Source organism: Methanolobus sp., assembly GCF_016278365.1.
Taxonomy (GTDB): domain Archaea; phylum Halobacteriota; class Methanosarcinia; order Methanosarcinales; family Methanosarcinaceae; genus Methanolobus.
Genome location: NZ_JADQBZ010000010.1, coordinates 66,500 through 89,334, shown reverse-complemented (window position 1 = coordinate 89,334; position 22,835 = coordinate 66,500). Strand labels below are relative to the sequence as shown.

Genomic DNA, 22,835 nt, shown 5'->3' with positions numbered 1-22,835 from the left:
GTGTCCTGGAACAGTATTGTTGTGACCTGGTGCAGAAGTTAAAGATCGAGCTGGACATGTACTGTCCGGACAGGCAGCATCTGTATTATGTGGAAGCAGGATGTTCTTGAGGAAAAAAGAGAAATATAAAAAAATAGCCCCTTTAAAGGGGCTTATGGATGCTTATAAGGTTTCTCCAAAGTGTGCCGCTACGATCGATAGATCCTGTACGTTCACGATACAGTCCTGATTGACATCCCAGCGCGGGAGATCTTCAGAATAGGTGTTTCCATAGTTCTGTCCCACATGGGTGATGTCAAGGATGTTCACAACGCCGTCCTGATTGACATCCCATCTCGGATGCACGTCAAGGATCGTAACAGTGTGTGTCTGGCTTGCCTGGCTGTTCCCGTCGCTGACAGTGACACCTATTGTGTGTGTGCCTGCGCAGGAGTAGTCAGTGACCCACTGGTAGCTCGCGGAGCTGCTCACCTGGACGCCGTTGATGGTCAGTGAATAACTGAGTGACTCTCCCTCCGGGTCTTCTGCGACCACGCTTATGTCAATTACCTGTCCCTCCTCAAACTCAGAGCCCGATGCCGGCTCGAAGAGAGTGATCACAGGCGCCCGGTTGAGACTTGTCACAGTGATGGCTGCATTGGCGGTGTCATTAAGGTAGCCGTCAGTGACCTCGAATTCCACGCTGTATGTGCCTGCCTGGCCTCTTGCAGGGGTCCAACTGAAGGCACCGGTGGATGTATCGAATGTAGCGCCCTGTGGCATTGATGCACTGGTGTATGTCAGCGTGTCGCCATCCTCGTCCGTTGCGCTCACTGCAAATGTGAGGGCAGACTCTTCCTCCACCGATATTGCAGGAATGGCATTGAACTCTGGCGCCGTATCCACCAGTATAGAAGCATAGGTGATATCATACGGTGCAGGATTGGAATATGCATCGCTTAGCACTACATTGGACAATGTCAGCTCAAGCATCCCGCTGGATGCGCCCGCCACCATATCCACTGTGGCCATGCTGCCAGCTGTTGAAACTGCCCCGGAACCCGTAACTGCAGAGTAAACGTCCCTGACCACACCTGCGGAGTTATCGATTATACCGCTCTGGAAAGTGCTCGTCAGCCCGTCCACCTTGAAGAGCCCCCCATCCCTGACCGATGTCACCGAAGCAAGCGTGCTGTAATGCATGTTTAACTGCGCCCCTGTAACGGGTTGCTTCGGATCGATGTACATATCGAGCGAGAATGTCTCACCCGGCGCCACCACGCTTGCCGATGGCACCACACTGATAGCCGAATACTCGGATCCCGATACCACTACGTTCCAGGTCCTGGTCGCTGTACCAAGGTCCGTGGCTCCTTCAAAGCTCACAGTAAACGATCCGGATGCATCCCAGTTCTGCGTATAGCTCGTTGTGCCACTTGCGACTGCAGCTCCGTTGAAGTACCACTGTGTGCTTGTGAACTGCTCGTCAGTGTCCACGATGAAGTTTGTGGATTCACCGATACTGGAAGTGAAGGAAGTTGCTGAAGGAGTGTAGGAGGTACCTGAACCGGAAGACTCGGGGACCTTAGGTTCTTCAGGAACTTGTAACTTTCCAGTTACAGACCAACTCTGCATCACAGCACCGTTTGTACATGCTCCCTCAAAGTGTATTGTATGAGATCCTTCCAGGATACTCCAGTCATATTCCAGTGAGCCAGAGGATACCTGAACACCATCAACATACCATTCCATAGTAGTCAGCATCTCATCCGTCCACACCCTGAATTTCTTTGAGCTGCCTGGCACGAAGGGATTATCTTCGCTCGGAGCAAAGCCTATAATACTGGGACCACTGGTGCTGTTATCGGGAATGATGGCGGTGATGGTATAGGAAGGGATATGGGGGTCCTCACGATACCAAGTGGAATCTGGGGAGATGCCACTGAGGAATACTGACTGTCCACTCGGGGCATTGGCATTAAGAGTGTAGGTCAGAGACTCTTTTTTCAGATTGCCAGCATCGCTTGTTAACACATAGTCTATCAAAACGATGGAGTTCTTCGGATCATCTGATTCTGGCAAAGCCGTGTGGCCGTTGGAATCTGTGACTGCGGTGCTGAGTGGCAGTGCATTGTACCATCGAGTATGGACGCCACCTGTATATGTTTCATTGTGTGCATGAGTTGATCCATAGTTAGTGACTCCTCCTTGCCCAGGACCCTCTGCATCAGAAATATAGTCCCTATACTCATACAAGTTCTCAGCCGGATACGACGTACTAGAAGAAATTAGGCTTATATCACTGCCACTAATTGAATTGTCTTCACTATCTTCAACGGATATGTCTAAATAATACTTTGTTAAAATTGAAGCTTCGTTATAATCGTATGCCCCACCAAGTCTAACATGTCCCCCTATAGCAAGTTTACCCTCATCATAAAGTGTATTTAATAGTGCCAATGTTGATTTTTCATTTTTATCCCAATAAGTAACATAATATTCATACTTTAACGCCTTCATTGCAATGATATCAACACCGCGCAAATCACTATCACAAATAGTTGTTGCGCTCTGTATCCATTCTCCTCCAATGAATTTCAAACTAACGTCAGTTTTAGGTTGAATAAAAGTAATGTTTTCAATAACAAAGGCGGTTAAATCCATTCTCGGTACAATCCACAGCCCCTTTTCACCATAAGATTGCCTTTTCTTCTGATTGTGGTTCTCATATGCTCCCCTAAGAGTGTAATCACCATAGTCTATTGAACTATGATTGCTAAATACCACGTTCCTGATTGTGACTTCATAAGGAGCATCAAGGAACAGATTCCCAGTATTGTCAATAGTTGAATTTTCAATTATGAAATTTCCTCTGAAATCATATACAGGATTATGCCTATCTGTACCACTAGATGCTACAATATTACGTGTATTATCTGGATCAAACACATTCTGAGATACAGAACTTGCAATGTTCCATATCAAGGGATTGTCTGTTGCTGTTAAAGTTGAATCAGTTATTCTAAGAGTTACTCCAACCTTTGGGTTGATACTCAATGACTGTGAAGAAGTATCGATAATTAATATCTCATTGTCAATTGTGAGTTCACTACCGTCATATAGCGACAGGTTTGTTTTCAGTACGGTCGTGTGGGTACTTGGATCATAAGTAATATACTCGGCATCATCAATGGCATCAGATATTTGTTTTAAAGTTACATTTTTTCCAGATACTATGATGCCGTTTTCATCAGTCGGGTCCAATCTTCCATATGTAATTTCCCCTACTCTCCACCATTTTGGGTATGTCCCATATTCAATAGTTGTTTCTGGATGAATATATTTATTATTATACACTTCTATTGAGTCCATTTGCAATATGCTGTTTGAAGCTAATGTCAATTTTGTAGCATCGGTCACCGCATCTTCGAAATTGGCATGTGCATATGGAAGTAATACGCCGTTCTCATACACACTAAACCAACCGTCGGGCGTTTTAATGATAGTTATATCGCGCCATTCGTCACCTTTCCACCAATGGACACCAGGAGCCTGACCAAGCCATCTTCTTGAAACCGGTATATATCCATGTTCATTCAGAATTGAAAAATAATCATGAAACTCATTTGCTGTCCATTCCATTCTCCAACTGTTGCCATTTGTATCCCATACTTTGAAATAGTTTATGTTTAAGGCACCAGGGTTTCTAATTTTGAACTTAAAAGTACCATCAGTGATATCAAATTTGGTTGATAACATTTTTCCTGTGCTGGTGTCACTTCCAGTGTAATAACCATTAGGGATTAAGTTTTCTGGTCTGTTATAACAGGGAAATGGTCTTCCCCATGGATCAGAAATGTAACCGGTCCTCCATCGATTGTCTCGGTCAATAAAGAAATCGATGAAATCAGGTGCTTCTTCTTCAGAGAGACTTGAGATTAACCACTCCCTAACAAGCTTTGAGTTGTTTTCATAGATTCCTTCGACCCTTATTTCCCAGATTTTAGAAGAGGGTTGATTTTCAATCCCAGCAGGAACTATGAAACTAAATTCATATGAATTTACACCTTGATTTTCTTTATTGACATACCAACTATAAGAAGAGATACTATTCAGATCATCTGCTGTTACTGAAAATGACACTTCTTCGCCCTCTTCTACAATAAAAGCACATGAATCATTATTTGTTTTGGTATTGTGAACAATATCAACATTTCCAGCACATGTTGTTAGAGTCATATATGGCTGATTCGCGGCAGCTCTTGTAGAATTGAATTCATTTTTATATCCATACTGTGTTGTAATATAAAATGAATAATTCCCAGGCTCATCAACAACAGAGCTAACATTAAAACTATACCAAACACCAGCTCCTTTGTTTGAAACTTGATCTATTATATCAGTACCTTCAAGAATAGGCTTACCATTACTAGATGTAATCTCTAACTCTTTCCAATCAGAAGATACCTGATATATTCGGAAATAAGAACCTGCAAAATTTTGCAGATAAAGGTGAACTACAGCTGAATCAGTATGATTTGGGACGAAAAATTTTAAGTATGTACCCTGTTGCCTATTTGCAGCGTTCCATGTTTTAAGATATTCATCATCTCCATGATTTATAGTCGGATTCAAGCTATCTGTATATGCACCTTCGGTAGCAATAATATCAAATTGTTGTCCATCTGCAATAGTAATAAAAAGAAGGAAAAGCAGGAATATATAACAATTTTTTGTCCAGTTCATAATTGATTCTCATCCTTTATTAGTAGAGGCTCTATTGAAAATAAAACTAATACATCGAGATATATCTTGTGAACATGATAGAACATTGTATGAACATGAAATAGGAAAGAGAAGTGCATTAATGAATGTAGAGAACTCTTAAATACATACTCATCTCTTTCAAACAATTTGAAGTAAAAGTAATACAAATGTATTAGTATACTTATAATATTCATACAAGAAGCGAAATACCTAGAATTTAACATTGCGTCATATTTAATGGGAATTAGATAATTTAGTAAAACATAAAAAAATTATTTTTTATACTAGCTTTCATAGAGTAAATAAAGCGCAAAAAATCCATGAAAAAATTAATTGGAAGTTTCAAAATCCTTAAAGCATACTGAGAGACATTTTTATCGTATGCCACATACGTAAATATATAAGATATAAGAGCGCACCCTGAGAATAAATAAGATAATTCTACAATTAATGGATATGAAATAATACCTAACAGTGTAAAAATAACATAGAATAGTCTTTTGTTATTAATACGTCCAAATAAAAGTTGATCTTTTTTTCGATGCTCGGGGTGCTTTTTGTACATTAGAACCCAATATTCAATAAAAGACATTTTCTTTAAGTAATCTTTGAAAGACATACAAAATAATTTGTGTTTGACTAATAAAGAGGGATTAAACATTATTGGTCCAACTTTCTCAACCCTCCACCCCAACTCAATATCTTCCAAATACCTCATAGATACGTCAAAACATCCTGCCTCCAAAAGAACATATTTTTTATAAAATATGTTGGATGTAACATAAGAACCTTCATCTGAAAGAACTGTAACTTTACGGGGAATTTTGAACTTACTTTGACATCTTCCTTCTGTAATAACTGCGCCACTCACACCACATATGTTCTCATTTAAATTAAAGGTTTTAACTGCATCTTCAATCCAGTTGCTTGAAACTACACAATCATCGTCTGTAAAACCTATAATAGAACCAGAAGAAACATTTATACCTGCGTTTCTAACTTTTCCAGGACCTTTCAGGGGACTTTGAACTTTTAGGTATTTTATATTATGATTTGTTCGGTTTATTATTTCTTTAACAACTGCCGCAGTATCATCTTTACTACTATCATCACAAATAATTATTTCATAATTTTTAATGGGAAATGTTTGCTGCAAAAGTGAATCTACTGTTTGTCGAAGAGAAGAAGATCTATTATAAGTTGGAATTACGATGCTTACACGAATGCACATGAAGAGAATAGATCTCTCAAATATATATTAATTGTGGATACAGCAAAGTCCAAGATTGAGGATATCTAATTAGCTTCCAAACCCTCCTATTTTAATTAGATATATCACCTTATTACATCTACAGTTTTAACAATTCTCTTCTAGTCATTATATTGAGCCCATGTCAACATTATAAACCTATATTTTATATGTGTATTGTGGGGATGCTAATTGAATTCAGATAACTCTCTGATGAAAAATGGAAGTTTATTAGACCACGCTTACCACCACAGCCTATTATCTGGAGAAAGAGCTGAGAACTTCAGTTATCAGCTGTATTCTCTTTGTTCTGATAACTGGATGCAGATGGGCAGATATGCCGCAATGTTATGGTTCCTATGCAACTGCATGGAGAAGGCTAAAAAGGTGGTCAGAAAAAGGAGTATGGGATACAAAAATGGAGTCCCTAGGGATTCCGCTTACAATGATGGTAAGTTCTCTATGGACACTGTATGTGTTGATAGTACTTTCATCGAAACAAAAAAAGGAGAGAAGATTGCGCATACAACGGTCACAAGAGAAGGAAAGGCGTAAAGATCCATGCCTGTGTAAGCTGTGAAGGATTCCCTTTAACCCTTCAAATATTCTCTGGAAAAGATTATGATAATCAACATTTCTTTGAAGATATGGAAGATATCAAGATCAAGACTCCTGGAAGGCCTCAACTTCCATAACCTGGTTCAAGAACCAGGTTATAAGAGTTCTTACAGCATCTTCTCTATCGACAAAATAATCTTCTAATAGGTCATATAGATTCATGGTCTTGTACCTTCTTAGTTGTGACAATTATTCTAAGAGGTACAGGACTATTGTATTTTACAGAAAATTAGTTACGCTGCCAACTATGTAATATTTAATAGGAAATAGGTTTTCTACAGAGCTGGATTTTCTTTATTATTTTCACCAGCCTGAGGGGTAAACACATTTTTATAGACATAGAAAGCAATTGGAGCCTATTTAAATCTGAAACGACAACACTAAGACATCGTATTTTGAATTTTTCTTGTAACCTTGGATTGCCGAGTCGAGAATAGTATTCAGCAAGCCAATACCAAGTATTCATTTGCATAACTTTATGTTCTCTCTCAGATTTCATTGACCAGATTCCTCCCTCATGAGCACGATAGATAGCTGGCTCTATTACTTGTAAATACATGCCAGATCCATACTGTCCTAATATAGAAAAAAGAAATGTATCACCATTTTTTACATATTTTGCTTCCGGAGGGTAATTTTGTAGAACATCAAGATTTCTAAAAAATGCAGTCAACGGTAAGATATGAGTTTGACAGGCCATCATTTCATAACTAGTGTATGATCGCTGATCCTGAAGCGATAGTCTTGATTCTTTTCTAAGACCATTCTTATCCAAAATATAGTCACTATGGTAACAACACACAACATTTTGATTTCTTTCAAGACAATCAAACTGAATCTGTAATTTTTTAGAGTCAGTCCAATAATCATCGCCCTCACAGATAGCAATATATTTCCCTTTAGCTCGTGGATAATTAAATGTAGGAGTAACTTTTACACCCTGTGAATACTGGTTCACTTTCTGATAAATCGGCTTGATGATATCAGGATATTTCTGTTCGTAAGTTCTTATAATTTCTGCAGTTTTGTCGGTAGATGCGTCATCGTGTATTAATATCTCATATTTAAAATTTGTTTCTTGCATGAGAAAACCTTCGATAGCATCAGCAATGTAGTTTTCATGATTATAAGTGGCACAACATATGCTTACCATTACTTCTTCGTGTTTACACATTATGCTTTCCTCCTGAGTTTTTCCGTGACAAGTTCCTCTGCGAATTTCAATGCTTCCAGTTTAAGAGTATAGCTTGCTGCAATGTACATAATCCCCGCAAGAGTGCTAAAGAGTACTAATTTAATCAATGCCGGTTGAGTCGATAGTTCTACAGCAAAATATGTCAGAAGTGCAATAACACTGGATAAAAACAGCCCTGGAAAAAAATCTCGGATTTGTTCCCTAGCGGGATAATTAATTAATTTCCCAGAGTAATAACTGTTTGGTAGATAGGATAACACAGATGATATAATCTGTCCTATGAGAATTCCCATCACTCCGAATTGTATACTCATCAATAGAATAACAGTGATGTTTATTTTCTTAATAATCTCTAAGTAAAAAAAAAGATCAGAACGGCCTTTTACTTTAAGGATGTTCAGATTGATTGAATGAAGTGGATACATTAGCCCAGCTATGCACATAAGTTGAAGGTATGGTACAGCAGGTAGCCACTGATCAGTCAGGAATACACTAAATAATGGCTCGGCTAAGGCTGCCACGATTGCCATTACAGGAAAGAGCCCAAAGGTTGTTACTTGTATCACTTTCCTGTATCCCGCTTTCAGCCTGATGTCATCGTCCTGAAGCGTTGCAAGTGCAGGATATGTAACTGTTTGGATGGAGTTCACTAGTTGATAAAGAATTAATTCTTTTACTTTATTAGCAAAGAAGTAGTGACCAGCAATAGTAGTTGTAAACAGTTTTGCTATGACTACTACATAGATGTTACGGAATACGGTATCTAATAAACCCGATAAGAACAGTTTTGAACCAAAGCCAAACATTTCAGACAGCGACCTTCGACTAAAGACGAACGTGGGCCTCCATATGTCCATAGACCACAAGAAAACGGTAATCAGCACGGAAGAGATTATTGTTTGCGCGATCAGGGCCCATACACCAAAACCAGCATATGCCATAATAATCGCACACAAACCAGATATTATGGTTGCAGGAACTGTGGCTTGAAGCTGTGCCTTAAAGTTGAGATTGCGGCTTAGAATGGCACTTTGGACAACTTGAAAGGCATTGATTATAATAACGACACTTATTACTCGGACAAGAAGCACTAGTCGCGGTTCATTATAGAATGCAGCAATAAATGGGGCAGAAATATACAATAGTATATAGGACAAAAACCCCAAGGTCAAGTTGATATAAAATACAGTACTAAAGTCCGAATTTGTAGCATCTTTCTTGCGAATTAGGGCCTGATTAAAACCTAAATCCATAAGGCTGCTAGCAATAGCTAAAAACACAGCTATCATGGCAACTAAGCCATAATCATCTGGTGTCAGAAAACGGGCAAGTAATAGAGTAACTACTATACCAATTCCGCGCTTGCTAAGTTGCTCGCCAAAATTCCAGAAAATTCCGATGGTAGTTTTGTTGGTAAGGGTCATTTTATTTCGTTATTATCCTGCAAAGTGTTGAAAAATCACTTTGTGTTTCCAGATTAGCGATATAATGTATAGAGGTATCTGCTTGCACTTTTGTTAAGCAGTTTTGAACACAGTTTCTGAACTTACTAGTTAATTCTTCCCAAGAAAGAGGGTTAGCAATATTTCCTCTGGGGAATTTGACAGCCAATTCATACTCCTCGCCATTTTTCAGCCTTACTCTAACGACATCTGGCCTTGCATCATCCCCTTCTTCCCAGTCAGGATGAACCTGCATTTTTACGCGGGTAAGCAGATTACTATCTATTACTTGCTTGAACTGTTGTTCTTCAAACTCAAATGGTCCAACTTTATTGAATATGAGCGCAGCTACAATTACATAGTTCATGCTAAAACGCGCTTGTAGACCGTTTTCTGGCTGATGATAAAAAAGTACTTTTAGGGCTCGGGGAGGTACAAAACATTGGATAGAATCAACATCTGCAATATTGAAACTATACATTTTTTGCAAGCACAGAACACCGTCTACAGAACGATGTGTAAGTGCACATGATGCATGTCTTTTTATGTTGATACCCGGATGTGTAATGACAAGAGTTGATTTAAAATCACTAAACCAGTCATGAACGTTATTCTGGGGGCCAAAGTATATGTTAAAGAAGCCCATGTCACTATCTAATGCCTGTTCTGAAGCTGTAAACCCCTCAAGAGCCAAGAGTGCAGAGACAATACCACTACGTGCAGCATTTCCAGCTTGAAGTGGTTTACACATTGTACCGAAATTCTGCACTATTCCAGATGATTGCGAGGCACAAATACCAAAAGCATGAATTATCTGTTTTTCATTGAGATGAAGCAACTTGGCTGCAGTTGCTGTTGCTGCAAATGATCCTATAACTCCTGTAGGATGCCATCCTTTTAGGTGCATCATTGGCATAGCTCTTGAGAACCGTGAAAGTACCTCTACACCAATGCAGTAAGCAACGATCGAATCAATGCCACTAAAAGGTTTTACTTGGGACAATGAAAAAATAACTGGGAAAACGGAGGCACTTGGGTGTCCCTGTGAAAATGCACCCGTGTCATCATAATCAAGTGCATGCATAATAGAGCCGGTAATGAGTGTTGCATCAACGCAGGAAAACATATCATCTCCGCCTGGTACACGAACATCTCCTACACCAAGAAAATTGCGCGCAAAATCTTGCAGTTTCACACCGACATCGGTTTCTCTTCCGGCAAGGGTGACTCCAAGGGAATCCAGCATCACTCTTTTTACTGTTGTTATAGCAGCTTCAGGTATTGAATCAGCTTGTGTATCAATAATAAAGTGAGCCAGATTCTTTGTGGTATCACCCAAATTGAATCTTGTATTCGATATCACTACATTCATACTCCGCATATCGTTTTCTAATTTTATTTTGTATACTTGACATGCTACTCCTGATGGTTTCTGAAAATATTACAATGAAATAATCATGTCACCATAGAATGCACAAAAAAGTCATATTTTCAAAATTTTATTTTCAAGCATATACTTTTTTTTTAATAACGTGACCAGGTTTTGAGATTATTCAAGGAGTTCAACTGTGACCGAGTTATAGGTGTAGCTGTCAAGGTCTTCGTGAAGACAGCACCTTCATGCTCTTCAGGCGGTTTGTATTCTGGGAACTCAGCATCTGGAACAAATGTGTTTACTATCAGCGCCAGATCATCCTGACCCAGCAACATTCTGGGAAATGTATTGCCATTAGTTCGCATATTCATTTCCTGTGCTTTCCATGCCCCATTCCTATCTTTGCGGAACTGAATAGTAACCGGACCAGCGCCTCCCTCTTTCCAAAGTGCTCTGGCATATTTTAGAGCGAGGGTTTCCAATTCCTCATTAATCACTTTGCTAAATCCGATAGTCACTCCAGAATCGTGCATGTTTTGTGAAATGAATACTGGTGATATATCACCATTCGGGTAAACAAATGTATGACAAGAGTAATGGTATATATTGGGAGCGTGGGAGAATAAGGGAACCAGGCGGTTAAATGACTCAAAATATTTATTGTTTGCTCCAGCTTCACCTAAATATTCTTGAAGAATATAGCCTTCATATTCACATGCAATCAATGCGTCCTCCCAATTACGTACAAAAAACACTCCTTTAGAAGCAAAACCACGCACAGGTTTAGCTATTAGCGGATAACTCACTCGATCACAAAACTCTTTTAAGTCATCTAATGAACCAGACTCTCCCAGCATAAAGGTTTCTGCAAAAGGCAAGTTATACTTTTGTGTAAATTTCCAAGTCTGCCATTTGTCTAAAGCAAAGAGTACCGTATTGAGATTTCCATAAGGCATAAGGCCTGGAAGTTCGGGGTGTTCATCCATTAGTTTCCATAAAACCTCTGTATCTTCATCCCGAGCACATAAAATTAAGTCTGGTTCCACATCCTTAATAATAGTTGTAATTGCCGATAAGAACTCTTTATTGGAGGTGTTTGGCACTAAAAAACACTGATCACATCGGAAATTATTTGCACTTATTGCCACACTGTTAGTTCCAAATACAGTTACATATTTTCGACGATTAAATTCTGGATAGTCAAGCACGTCAAGAATGTTTTGCCCAACTAGACTTCCCACGCTTACAATTAGAAGTTTCATTGAATTGTCCCTCTGTGTCGTATTCAAATATAATAATTATAATCAACTACATATCCATGTATAATGACGCTAATATGATATTTACTAGTAATATAATTATACATTTTGATTCCAATAGATGTTTCATTATTTAGAGAATGTGGAAACATCAACACTAATTAGTGCATCCGTTCATAATCCAATTGGCTTTAACAAGAACTTAGAATTGTCGCACTTATAATAGTTTATTATATCTTAGTAGTATTTATCACTAATATTTTAGGTTCGATATCTTTAATCCCAATTGTGCCAGAAGTAGCATGTAATGTATCTATATTAACTTGTTCTCCTCTTAACATATTGACTATTGCTTTTGGGAAATTTGCGCCTGCCATATGAGAAAATGGATATTGTCCACCAAAACGACAGTTCATTTCCAGTACATAATATATCCCATTTACCAAAAAACAGTCCAGGTCTAAGTTTGCAACATGATTTAAAGTGGTTGCAATTTTTTTACCCAGAATACACAATTCTCTGTCATCCACTATAACAGCACTATCTGTTTCTCCTGCCCTCATGGCAATTTTTCGTTTTGGAACACAAGTAAGGAAATTCCCATTCAGATCATTGAGAACATCGATACCATATTCTTCACCAATGAGCTTTTCTTGAATAATAACACTTGATTCTAAATCAACACTTGACTCGTACTTCAAATAGGTACTTGATATGTCCCTTTGTGTTTTTTTATACAAAATATCAAGTTCTAAGAGATTATCTGCCTGGTATATTCCAATCGATCCCATTCCCCACCTGGGTTTAATAATTAAAGGAAAGCAGAGGGTGTTATTATTAGAAGCCTCTAAGCAATCTCTGAGTGAAATAAAACTCTTTGGAGTAGGAACTCCAATTGAAACTAAAAATTGATAGGTCTTCCATTTATCGTTGCAAGTTTGCGTAGTCTCATAATCTGACACAATAACCTGAATACCCAATTCTGCAAATTTGCTTTTTGATTTAGCCAGTATTGGCAAATCAATATCAAACAAAGGAATAATTGCTTTGATTTCATTTTTTAAACAGTAATCAATTAGGTAATTAATATAGTTAGAGTCATAAATTAAAGGAGTGCAAGTGCATTTATCAGCTATTTGCATAGCATATGTCTGATCACTATTCGCAGCATGAACTAATCCGGAACAATTCAATGCATTTTTGAAATAGTGTATAAAATAGGCCCTACGTCCAACTGAAGTTAATAATATATTCATCCTAGTAACACCTTTCAAAAAATCAGATAGCAACTACACCAGAATTGCATTAAAACTTTGAATATTAGAGATGATAAATTCTTTTTAATGTATAAAGATATACTCCTAGTATAAATTCAGTATAAATAATTGTCGTATCATATATAAAAGAAACCGGATGGATGCTCATATATCTTTCTTTTAGGGAAATTAATATTACTAGTACTTAATGTACAAACATTGAATGAGATTCTACTATAGAGTCATTCTTTACCTGACAGATACATCTTTTCTAGTTCCAATATTCTATTACTTCTCTTTTTAATGGGTCTTGCAGGTATACCGACACAAATTGTCCAAGGAGGGAGGGAAGTATTAATTAAACTCATAGATCCAACAGATGTTCCTTCCCCAACAATGCCACCTGGTAAAAGGACACAACTTGCCCCAATAATTGCATGCCTACCAATTTTTACCACTTGTCGGGTACTATTGCGATAGATATCAGGTACTGTAGGGTTAGTCAGGTGCTCCCCTGAATAGTCATCAGATGAACTATAGATGTTTCCATGTGATGCAATAGCAGAGAAACTTTCTATATGGATTTTACACTCACCATGCAATGCAGTAAATCCACCAATATATATATTGTTTTCAAGTTCGATGTTTCCATTCAGGAGACAAAAATCATCAATTCGTATATTGTTTCCAATCGTCATTTTTTCTGGTGAATATATACTTGCTTTCCGACTAATTTTTATATTGGTACCCATTTTATTAAATCCAATGTCTTCCAACTCTATTTCGGTGTAAAAGGAATTCATTTACTAATCCTCCTAAACTTTAATACTGCATTTACCAATATTTCAATAATTTGATATTGGTCTTTTGGATTCAGGTCTGGGTAAAGAGGTAAGCACAGTATCCTGGCCGCAATATCTCTAGAAATGGCTTGGCTTTTTTTTCTTTGTAAATACTCAAGTGTGTCTAATGATGGATAAAAATAGCGTCTCGTGTTGATACCGTTAGCGCTCAGGGTGGCTTTTACGTACATAAGTTCGTTTTCGGTCTTAAAAATAATTGGAAAATAACTATAGTTGTTTGAAATATCAGGATTTCGCTTTTGTAATTCTACAACATCTTTTAATGAAACCTCATAATTGTGCCATAGCTTAAAACGTTGCTCAATAATAGTTTCGAGTTCATCTAATAAACACAAGCCCATAGCAGCCTGAAATTCGTTCATTTTAGCATTTATACCAACTTCTACAATTGAATCTGAATCATCAATACCAAATTTAATCATCAGTCTGGCTTTTTCGTAATCTTCCTTCTTTTTGAAAATGATTGCTCCACCTTCAATAGTATGAAAAAGCTTGGTTGCGTGAAAACTAAGGGTTGTTGCGTCACCATAAGATAAAAGACTTTTACCTCTATACTGAACTCCAAAGGCATGTGCTCCATCGTAGATGGTTTTCAGCCCATGTTCCTGCGCGATGTTCTCGATTTGTTCTACATCACAGGCATTACCAAAGACATGTACCGGTATTATTGCAGTAGTTCTTGATGTAATAGTTTCTTCAATTTTAGATGAATCGATACATAATGTTTCTGGATCGATATCTGCAAAAATGGGTTCTATGTCTTCCCATACCAGAGAACTGGTCGTGGCAACAAAACTAAATGGAGTAGTTATTGCTTGCCCAGTTACTCCAAGAACTTTGTATGCAATCTGTAAAGCTAAAGTCCCATTGGAAACTAATAGAAGCTTTTCAACACCAAGATATTTTTGCAATCTCCCAGTCAGTTCCTGTACCAGAGGACCGTTATTAGTTAACCAAGCAGTATCATATATTTTATCTATATACTGATTTAACTTTGTCCTATTAGGTAAATAGGGTTTGGTTACATTAATCATTTATTTGTCCTTCGTATTTGGTTAAGTACCACTTTACAGTCTTTAGTATCCCACTTTCGAAACTCTCGTTTGCCTTCCACCCAAGGGTATCTTCAATTTTACTTGCATCTATAGCATATCTTCTATCGTGTCCTGCCCGATCTTCTACATACGTAATCTGATCTTTGTAACTGCCATTTTCTTTTGGTTTAAAGGTATCCAATATTTCGCATATCTTAGAAGCGATAAAGTTATTGTCTTTCTCATTTTGGCCACCGATATTGTAAGTCTCACCTGCTTTGCCATTATGATAAACAAGGTCTATTGCCTTACAATGATCAAGCACATACAACCAATCTCTAATATTTTTACCATCACCATAGATTGGAATTGGATTTCCTTTGATAGCATTTTGTATGATAGTTGGTATCAGTTTTTCATCATGCTGTTTTGGCCCATAATTGTTCGAACAGTTCGTGATTACAGTATTCAGACCGTAAGTATGATGGTAGCTTCGAACAATCAAGTCACTTGCAGCTTTGCTGGCACTGTAAGGAGAGTTTGGAGAATAAGGGGTTTTCTCTGTAAAGAGTCCTGTTTCACCTAAGGTTCCATATACCTCATCTGTTGAGATATGGTGAAAACGCGGGGCTGCTGACTGTCGATTATTTGATGTTGATTCGAGGATATTTTTGTCCTTATATACAAAGGGTTTTTTCATCCAACACCTGTAAGCTACATCAATAAGTGTATGTGTTCCATTTATGTTCGTCTTGATAAACACATCCGGTCTCACTATAGAATTATCTACATGTGACTCAGCTGCGAAATGGATGACACCCCCAATCTGATACTGATCAAATATAAACTCAACCAGTTCCCGGTTACAAATATCGCCCTTGATGAATTTATATCTGGGGTCATCCTGCACTTCTCTCAAATTGTGCAAATTGCCGGCATACGTTAATAGATCAAGGTTTATCAAGTTGTATTGGGGGTATTCTTCCAAAATGTATGGAATGAAATTACTCCCAATGAAGCCGGCTCCACCCGTTATTAATATGTTAATCATTTTTTAACAAGTCCTCGAGATATTTCCCATAGTCTGTCTTGTTAAGCGTTTTTGCCACAGATCTAACTTGCTCATCATCTATCCAGCCATTATTATAAGCTATTTCTTCCAAACAGGCAATCTTATATCCTTGCCTATGCTCTATCGTTTGTACAAATTGCCCGGCTGCAATTAAACTGTCATGGGTGCCAGTATCAAGCCATGCAAACCCGCGGACGAGACGTTCAACTTTGAGTTGACCCCGCTTGAGGTACTCTTCATTGACGGAGGTTATTTCTACTTCACCTCTGTGAGAAGGTTTTACCTTTTTTGCAATCTCAACAACGTCATTATCGTAAAAATATAGTCCTGTGATAGCATAATGCGACTTTGGGTTCGTTGGCTTTTCTTCTATGCTGATGACATTTTTGTATTCATCAAACTCCACTACTCCAAATCGTTCAGGATCTTTGACCTGATACCCAAAAATAATCGCTCCTTCTTTAATGCAAGCCGCCTTTTTGAGCATGGGTGAAAAACTAGGGCCATAAAATATATTGTCACCTAAAATCAGACAGACACTATCCTGACCGATGAATTCCTCACCAAGGATGAAAGCCTGAGCTAATCCATCCGGTGATTGCTGAACTTTATAGGAGATATTCAACCCCCACGCAGAGCCATCATTAAAGAGCTTTTGAAAAGAAGGAGTGTCTGCAGGGGTGGAGATAATAAGTATGTCTTTAATGCCTGCCAGCATAAGCACCGACATAGGATAATATATCATTGGCTTGTCATATATTGGTAAAAGTTGTTTACATATTGGAAGTGTGACTGGATACAACCGTGTTCCGTTACCGCCTGCTAAGATTATGCCTTTCATTTTTCTCTCCGTTTTTAGATGTCTATTTACATTATTTACTCTTTAATAATGATGCTTTTGAAAAAATACCCTACATATTTAAATCTTAAGAAGCTTATGGCAAATATGCACTTAGATTTATCGATGAGATTTGTCATATTTTAAGTAGTTGTAACTTGTTATTCCTGTAAACGCAATAAGAATATTTTATTAATATTCCTTTTACCTAACTAATGGCTATATATATTAAAGACGTACTTTAAATTTAAAAATGTTTCTGCCTACATTTTGAATAGTATAATTACACCATTCACAGAAGCATTTCGATATTAATAATATTAAAAAAATACACAGCAGCGCTTTTAATTTAGAAACTTATGCTTATCAATTTATTAAAAACAATTAAGTTAAAATGTTGAAATAATTGATAATCGAATTTATTATATATTATCATTTAATAAGTACACTGGTTTATGAGTACTGCAAGAACTGTAGCCAAAGATACATTCTCTATTGCTTTTAGTAGTATTACTGCAAAAATGATAGCTTTTTTCATATCTGTGTATTTGGCGCGATACTTAGGTGTTGAAGATTTCGGGAAATACACCTTCATTATTACATACCTTCTTTTATTTGGATTCATAGCAAGTTTTGGACTTGACTCGGTCGTTATTAGGAAGATATCAAAGAATCCCCCCGAAAGCAAAAATATTATGAGTAATGCCACTATAATTAGAATTCTTACTTCAATTATTGCAATCGTTATAGCAATAGCTGCTATAAATGCCTTAAAATATCCGGCTGATACAAGATATTACATTCAACTTATAGCTGCAATTTTATTAATACAAGGATTAAGCTATTTATTTGAATCCTTGTTTCAGGCAAATATGAAAATGGAATATGCAGCTATATCATTGGTGATTCCTAAAATAATTTTTGCCACTTCTATTTATTATATAATTAAAAATAATTTAGGGCTTACTGAGATACTTATGGCATACCTTATATCAGAATTAGCGCGAACAATTATATCATTTATTTTCTCAAGAAGAATACTTAGATTTAGATTACAATTTGAAAGAGCTACTTTTAAAGATTTAATAAAAAATTCATTACCTTTTGTTCTTGGATATGGGCTTTTTGTACTCTACAATAGATTTGACATTCTTATGCTATCAACAATGCAAGGGGATATAGAGGTTGGATATTACTCTGCAGCTTATAAATTAACAGAATCGTTACTATTTATACCGGGGGCGTTAGCAGCTACTTTAATGCCCGTTATGACGAAACAGTTTGATCGAAACAAAGAAAAGTTAATCCACACGTATAAACTTGGAATAAGATATGTTATAATATTGGTTATGCCAATAACCCTTGGCGGAGTCATATTGGGGAACGATATTATTTATTTAGTATATGGAGAAGATTTCACAAATTCAATTATAGTATTTAAAGTATTAACTTTTACAATAATATTTAATTCATTAATATATATCCAAACATCTTTATTAGTTGCTTCGAATAACCAACAACTGAATAATATATCAGTTACAGTATGTGCTGTCCTTAATATAATATTAAACTTAATACTTATTCCACACTACAGTTATCTTGGAGCTGGAATTGCAACATTGATATCAGTGGTAGTACTATATTTATTTGGGTTCTACTTTATTCACCAAAGATTCCAGATACAACCTTTAAATAAGGATTTTTTGAAGTACATTGGTGCATCAATGGGCATGGGGATAGTAGTAATCAACATAAACGTAAATATAGTATCTCAAGTGATAATTGGAGCAACAGTATACGTTTTACTGGTGTTACTTTTAAAGGGTTTTACTCGAGAAGATATTACCGCATTAAATGTCCTAAAAAGAAAATAATATATTAGTTCATGATTTACGTTACTAAAAACATACCTAAAGTAAGCTATCATACATTTCCAAGTGTGTTACTACATTTGATTCCAATGAAAAATTGCTCTTAACATGATTTCTTGCAGCTTCTATATCAGTACCTTTTTTGAGGCACTCAACAACTTTAGATGCAAGTAGATTATAATCAGCAGAAACAATATAATTTTTATCGTATAAGACATCCTTTATTGCACCTGAATCAAATGCAACTACAGGAGATTTGCAAGCCATTGCTTCTGCTGCGACAAAACAAAATGCTTCTTCAAATATAGAAGGAATCACAACTACAGAAGAAATACTGTAAATATCAGACAAATCCAGCACTTTGCCCATAAATATTACTCGATCTTTGATATTAAAAGTTTCAATCATAGACTCTAGGTTTTTTTTACAATCTCCATCCCCAATAAATAAAAACTTTGCACTAGGCACTTTTTTTAATATTAAAGGTGCTGCTTTTATAAGATAGTGGGGACCTTTATCCCTTCTCAAGCCTATGCAAGCTATTAAGGGCTCACTTTTAAGAGAGTACGCTTTTCTGATGGCAACAGTATTGTCTTTTGTGCAAAATTTCGCGACATTGACCCCATTGTATATAACAACTAATTTCTTATTATTTATACCATACTCCTGCGCATATTTGCGTTTTACAAATTCAGATACACAAATAATCCGGTCGATTCCTGCATTAAATAGCATAAAATTAGTATAATAGTAAATCCGCCTTATTAACCTTTTAAACGTATTGTTGGATTTTTTGCCACCCATGTGATCAGTATAGACAATTTTAATATCAAAGAAGATATATAAATAATTAACAATTGAATAGATGGGATAAAAGTGGAAATGTACAATATCAGGCTTGATAGTTTTAAATAAAGAGTAAAGAGAGAGAAAATTAAGAATACTAGACGTAAATGGCTTAAATACCTCAATTTTTGCACCATGGTTTAACAAGGCTTCCTCCACGCTGGCTATAGGTCTATCCCTAAAGACAACGATGTGCTGAAAATTATTGGCACTCAGTTTTTCGGTTAAAAGTACTAAAAACTCTTCAAAGGAGCCATATCTTGTAGAAGATATATCACATATGGAAAGTAGACATTTTTTATTATTTGAATTGCTCATTTTATCCGTTCTCAGTAATAATTGCTTTTTGATATAATTTTATGTAATCATTGATTACTTTGTTCCAAGTGTACTTCTTTGAAAATTCATTCTGTTTAATTACAACGTCAGAGTTTACTTCACCTACATAAATAGATTTAATTATATCACATATTCTATCAACATTTGGTTCAAAAGAATTTAAATTATATCCATCTTTTACCGTAAAATCGTATATACCTGCTTTTTGGGAAAAATAGACCGGGCATTGAGCACAAGCAAAAGCCTCTAAATAGGAAAGAGGGAAATTATCAAATGTCGAAGGATAAATAGCTACATCAACTTGCTGTAGATATGTTTTTATCTCATCTCGGTCCAAGTTTCCTAAAAATATAACTTTTTCGCTAATACCAAGATCCTGTGATAATTTATGTAGGTTTCTCCTCTGTGGTCCTTCCCCTGCAAGATACAAAGTCACTTTACTTGTGGGACCTGCTTGGCATGTAAACTGATATAATCCTTGAATTAGTTGATCCACACCTTTCTCGCCAGATAATCGCCCATGATAGAAAATATTACAGGATTCATTCATTTTTGACAAACGCTTAGTATAATCTCCAAACCAATAATCATCGACAGCATTTGGTATAACATTCGCAGAGTCAATTCCATGCTTTAATTTAATCACACTTTCAAGTAAAAAAGAATTAACAATAACATGGTCAGCACTAGCTAATAAATAAGGCATCAATAAATAACTTGGCAAATTCAAAAAATCGATTTTATGGTTATTTTTATATCGAAGGTAAAATTCATTTTGAAAATCTCCATGGTAATTTAAAATAAGAGGATACTTTCGGATGTTTGAATAAAGATGTAATAAAAACTTAGGATTCGGGAAGACTAACGGGCTTACAGGAATATGAATAATACTTCGAGGAAGATTGCAGATATTTTTTTCAGTGTAAATTGTTATATCTTCAAATTTATCTTGTAGTTCTCTCTTGTATTTAGAAGGAGAAAAAATCGATAAATTACTGAAAGGCAAATCATCCTTTTTATGATATAAATGTTCAAAAATGCTTCTTCCTACCAAAGAAGGTGCACCTTTATCCGAAGGATAATAAAAAATTAAGGGCATTTCTATCATTATTATTGCTTCCTATTAATGACATATTCTGCAGGTTGTGACTGCTTAATTATAAGAACTTACTAATATTATTAATTAGTTTTGAATAAAAATTTATTAAATACACCTATAGTATACTCACGTAACAACACCGTGTGGAGAGTTGACTGATTAAACATTTCACTGATTCAACTACCATCATAATCAAAATGCCACATCGCTATTCTTGTACTATCATATATCCGGTTATAATTCTGCGTAACTAAACTTACTACAGGCTTTCTTCCATATTTATCTTGAACAAAATAATCATAAGCTTGTAATTGATTCATAGAACTAGCTGTCTGTCTTATCCATTCGATACGGCCTTCTAGTGTCGTACCCGGTTTTACCGCATATGGGCCTTCAAAGTAGAAATCCTTCTCACGATAAGTATGTTGAATATATTCAATATCACTTTCGTTAACAAAACCATATGCTAAATTCCCTGCACCTATAGTAGGAGTAATTGGATGTCCTTCCGAAACAGCAAAAACTCTAGTGGTTTCAAATGTCATGTCTAACCCACGAGAATTATCCGGGACATAATTTCGACCCCACATACCAGCTGCATAAACTCCTTCTCCCATATACCAATATGCATCTGATTCTCCTGTCCTATTGTGATTATAATAGCTTCCAAAAGCCACAGATAAAAGTATTATTGAGATAAGAGCAAGCGATGCTAATTTTGTATGAGGCATTATGGATGCCATGTTGAAGACGGAGAAACCTGTAAGCAAGATAATAAAAAGTAACAGGATGTAGGCACCATAGATATGAGAATAGACAGCGGGAATAAAGAGAATTAAGATTGAAAGTATAAAAAGCTCTGTTCTAGATTTGTCCTTTTTCAATAATGTATAAATAAATCCTCCCATCGCTAGAAGTAATGCTGGGCCAGCCTGCCTTATAATTGCAATTGAAGAGGTAATTAGCCAACTATATCTTGAACCAGAATCAACTAACGATCGGCTAAAAAAGGGTAAACCAATAAGTAATACCATGAGAAATACCAGTATATATGTGCTATAAGGATTTATCTTTTTAAGATACCCTGTTTTTTCTAATAACAAAATAGTCACATATACCACTATTATGGGGATAAGGAAAAAACCATAATGATGAACTCCAAATAGAAATATAAACAAGAGGGTTAGTAAGACCAATTTTGTTATATGGGAAATTTTGGACATTAGCAAGTAAATAAATAATGGCAACAAAGTAATGAAAAGACCTCTAGTGCTTACTTCCCAAGTTGAAAAAAGCATGACACCGGGGGCAATTGAAAAGAACAGAGCTACACCATATTTAAAAATGAAATGGGTGGATAATCTGCCTGCCAGAACATAGGCGGTAAATATGGAAATAACTCCACTAATTATACAATACAGCAATATCACTATCTCCATCTCTATTCCCATGAGTTGATGCATGCCAGATAAAATGAAAGGTACTGCACTAGCGTATGAAAGCGCATAAAAGCCGAACGCAGAAAGCCAATGGATCCACCATTGAGCATCACCGAAGATAGAGATTGAATTTGCAAGTGAGTGAATAAAGAAAGAGTCGTATCCTTTTTCATGAGGGATACTGGGAATGCGTATAACTAAGTTAAGTAAAACTAATAATGAAAGTAAAGAGAATTTTGCACTTTTACCTGTCAGAAGGAACTTTTTAGCAGACGATAATGTTTTTTGTTCCAT

General features: G+C 36.5%; 17 protein-coding genes. 3 read left to right on the top strand and 14 right to left on the bottom strand.

The genetic code is table 11. The features are described from left to right. Positions 1-162: 162 nt before the first annotated feature. Positions 163-3,738, bottom strand: a complete 3,576-nt coding sequence (locus QZZ22_RS11720; RefSeq protein ID WP_292465077.1) for a putative Ig domain-containing protein — start codon at positions 3,736-3,738, stop codon at positions 163-165. A gap of 1,261 nt (positions 3,739-4,999) precedes the next feature. Then, entirely contained in the window at positions 5,000-5,977 is a 978-nt protein-coding gene (locus QZZ22_RS11715; RefSeq protein ID WP_292465074.1) for a glycosyltransferase family A protein, read from the bottom strand. Between the two features lie 210 nt (positions 5,978-6,187). Between QZZ22_RS11715 and QZZ22_RS11710 the strand changes: the two genes are divergently transcribed. Both QZZ22_RS11710 and QZZ22_RS11705 read left to right on the top strand, forming a co-directional pair. Next, positions 6,188-6,550 (top strand): hypothetical protein, encoded by a 363-nt coding sequence (locus QZZ22_RS11710; protein ID WP_292465072.1) that lies wholly within the window; start codon positions 6,188-6,190, stop codon positions 6,548-6,550. A 2-nt stretch (positions 6,551-6,552) separates the two neighbouring features. After that, positions 6,553-6,690, top strand: a complete 138-nt coding sequence (locus QZZ22_RS11705) for a hypothetical protein (RefSeq protein WP_292465087.1) — start codon at positions 6,553-6,555, stop codon at positions 6,688-6,690. Between the two features lie 179 nt (positions 6,691-6,869). Here QZZ22_RS11705 and QZZ22_RS11700 read toward each other — a convergent pair whose 3' ends face one another. The 9 genes from QZZ22_RS11700 to rfbA all read right to left on the bottom strand — a co-directional run bounded on the left by QZZ22_RS11700 (position 6,870) and on the right by rfbA (position 16,950). Next, positions 6,870-7,787 (bottom strand): glycosyltransferase, encoded by a 918-nt coding sequence (locus tag QZZ22_RS11700; RefSeq protein WP_292465070.1) that lies wholly within the window; start codon positions 7,785-7,787, stop codon positions 6,870-6,872. Then, positions 7,787-9,232: a lipopolysaccharide biosynthesis protein gene (locus QZZ22_RS11695; protein WP_292465068.1), complete on the bottom strand. Its 1,446-nt coding sequence runs from the start codon at positions 9,230-9,232 to the stop codon at positions 7,787-7,789. The genes QZZ22_RS11700 and QZZ22_RS11695 overlap by 1 nt, the downstream gene beginning before the upstream one ends. A 1-nt stretch (position 9,233) precedes the next feature. After that, on the bottom strand, positions 9,234-10,589 hold the full coding sequence (locus QZZ22_RS11690) for an MmgE/PrpD family protein (RefSeq protein ID WP_292465066.1): 1,356 nt from the start codon (positions 10,587-10,589) through the stop codon (positions 9,234-9,236). A gap of 185 nt (positions 10,590-10,774) precedes the next feature. Continuing rightward, positions 10,775-11,887 (bottom strand): hypothetical protein, encoded by a 1,113-nt coding sequence (locus QZZ22_RS11685; protein ID WP_292465064.1) that lies wholly within the window; start codon positions 11,885-11,887, stop codon positions 10,775-10,777. Between the two features lie 227 nt (positions 11,888-12,114). Further along, positions 12,115-13,140: an ATP-grasp domain-containing protein gene (locus QZZ22_RS11680; RefSeq protein ID WP_292465062.1), complete on the bottom strand. Its 1,026-nt coding sequence runs from the start codon at positions 13,138-13,140 to the stop codon at positions 12,115-12,117. Between the two features lie 242 nt (positions 13,141-13,382). Further along, positions 13,383-13,943, bottom strand: coding sequence for an acyltransferase (locus tag QZZ22_RS11675; protein ID WP_292465060.1), 561 nt, complete (start codon positions 13,941-13,943; stop codon positions 13,383-13,385). Further along, positions 13,940-15,037: a DegT/DnrJ/EryC1/StrS family aminotransferase gene (locus QZZ22_RS11670; RefSeq protein ID WP_292465057.1), complete on the bottom strand. Its 1,098-nt coding sequence runs from the start codon at positions 15,035-15,037 to the stop codon at positions 13,940-13,942. Before QZZ22_RS11670 ends, QZZ22_RS11675 begins: the two co-directional genes overlap by 4 nt. Beyond that, the gene (gene rfbB, locus QZZ22_RS11665; RefSeq protein ID WP_342765106.1) at positions 15,030-16,088 is read right to left on the bottom strand and encodes a dTDP-glucose 4,6-dehydratase; all 1,059 of its coding nucleotides are present in this window, start codon (positions 16,086-16,088) and stop codon (positions 15,030-15,032) included. The genes QZZ22_RS11670 and rfbB overlap by 8 nt, the downstream gene beginning before the upstream one ends. Then, positions 16,081-16,950, bottom strand: coding sequence for a glucose-1-phosphate thymidylyltransferase RfbA (gene rfbA / locus QZZ22_RS11660; RefSeq protein WP_292465055.1), 870 nt, complete (start codon positions 16,948-16,950; stop codon positions 16,081-16,083). Before rfbA ends, rfbB begins: the two co-directional genes overlap by 8 nt. A 452-nt stretch (positions 16,951-17,402) precedes the next feature. Between rfbA and QZZ22_RS11655 the strand changes: the two genes are divergently transcribed. Next, positions 17,403-18,821, top strand: a complete 1,419-nt coding sequence (locus QZZ22_RS11655) for a flippase (protein ID WP_292465052.1) — start codon at positions 17,403-17,405, stop codon at positions 18,819-18,821. A 36-nt stretch (positions 18,822-18,857) separates the two neighbouring features. Here QZZ22_RS11655 and QZZ22_RS11650 read toward each other — a convergent pair whose 3' ends face one another. The 3 genes from QZZ22_RS11650 to QZZ22_RS11640 form a co-directional block, all read right to left on the bottom strand. After that, complete coding sequence (locus QZZ22_RS11650; RefSeq protein ID WP_292465050.1) at positions 18,858-19,982, bottom strand: glycosyltransferase family 4 protein; 1,125 nt, start codon at positions 19,980-19,982, stop codon at positions 18,858-18,860. Position 19,983: 1 nt separating this feature from the next. Further along, complete coding sequence (locus QZZ22_RS11645) at positions 19,984-21,111, bottom strand: glycosyltransferase family 4 protein (RefSeq protein WP_292465048.1); 1,128 nt, start codon at positions 21,109-21,111, stop codon at positions 19,984-19,986. 167 nt (positions 21,112-21,278) lie between these two features. Further along, a complete protein-coding gene (locus tag QZZ22_RS11640; RefSeq protein WP_292465045.1) occupies positions 21,279-22,835 on the bottom strand; it encodes a hypothetical protein in 1,557 nt (518 codons plus the stop codon).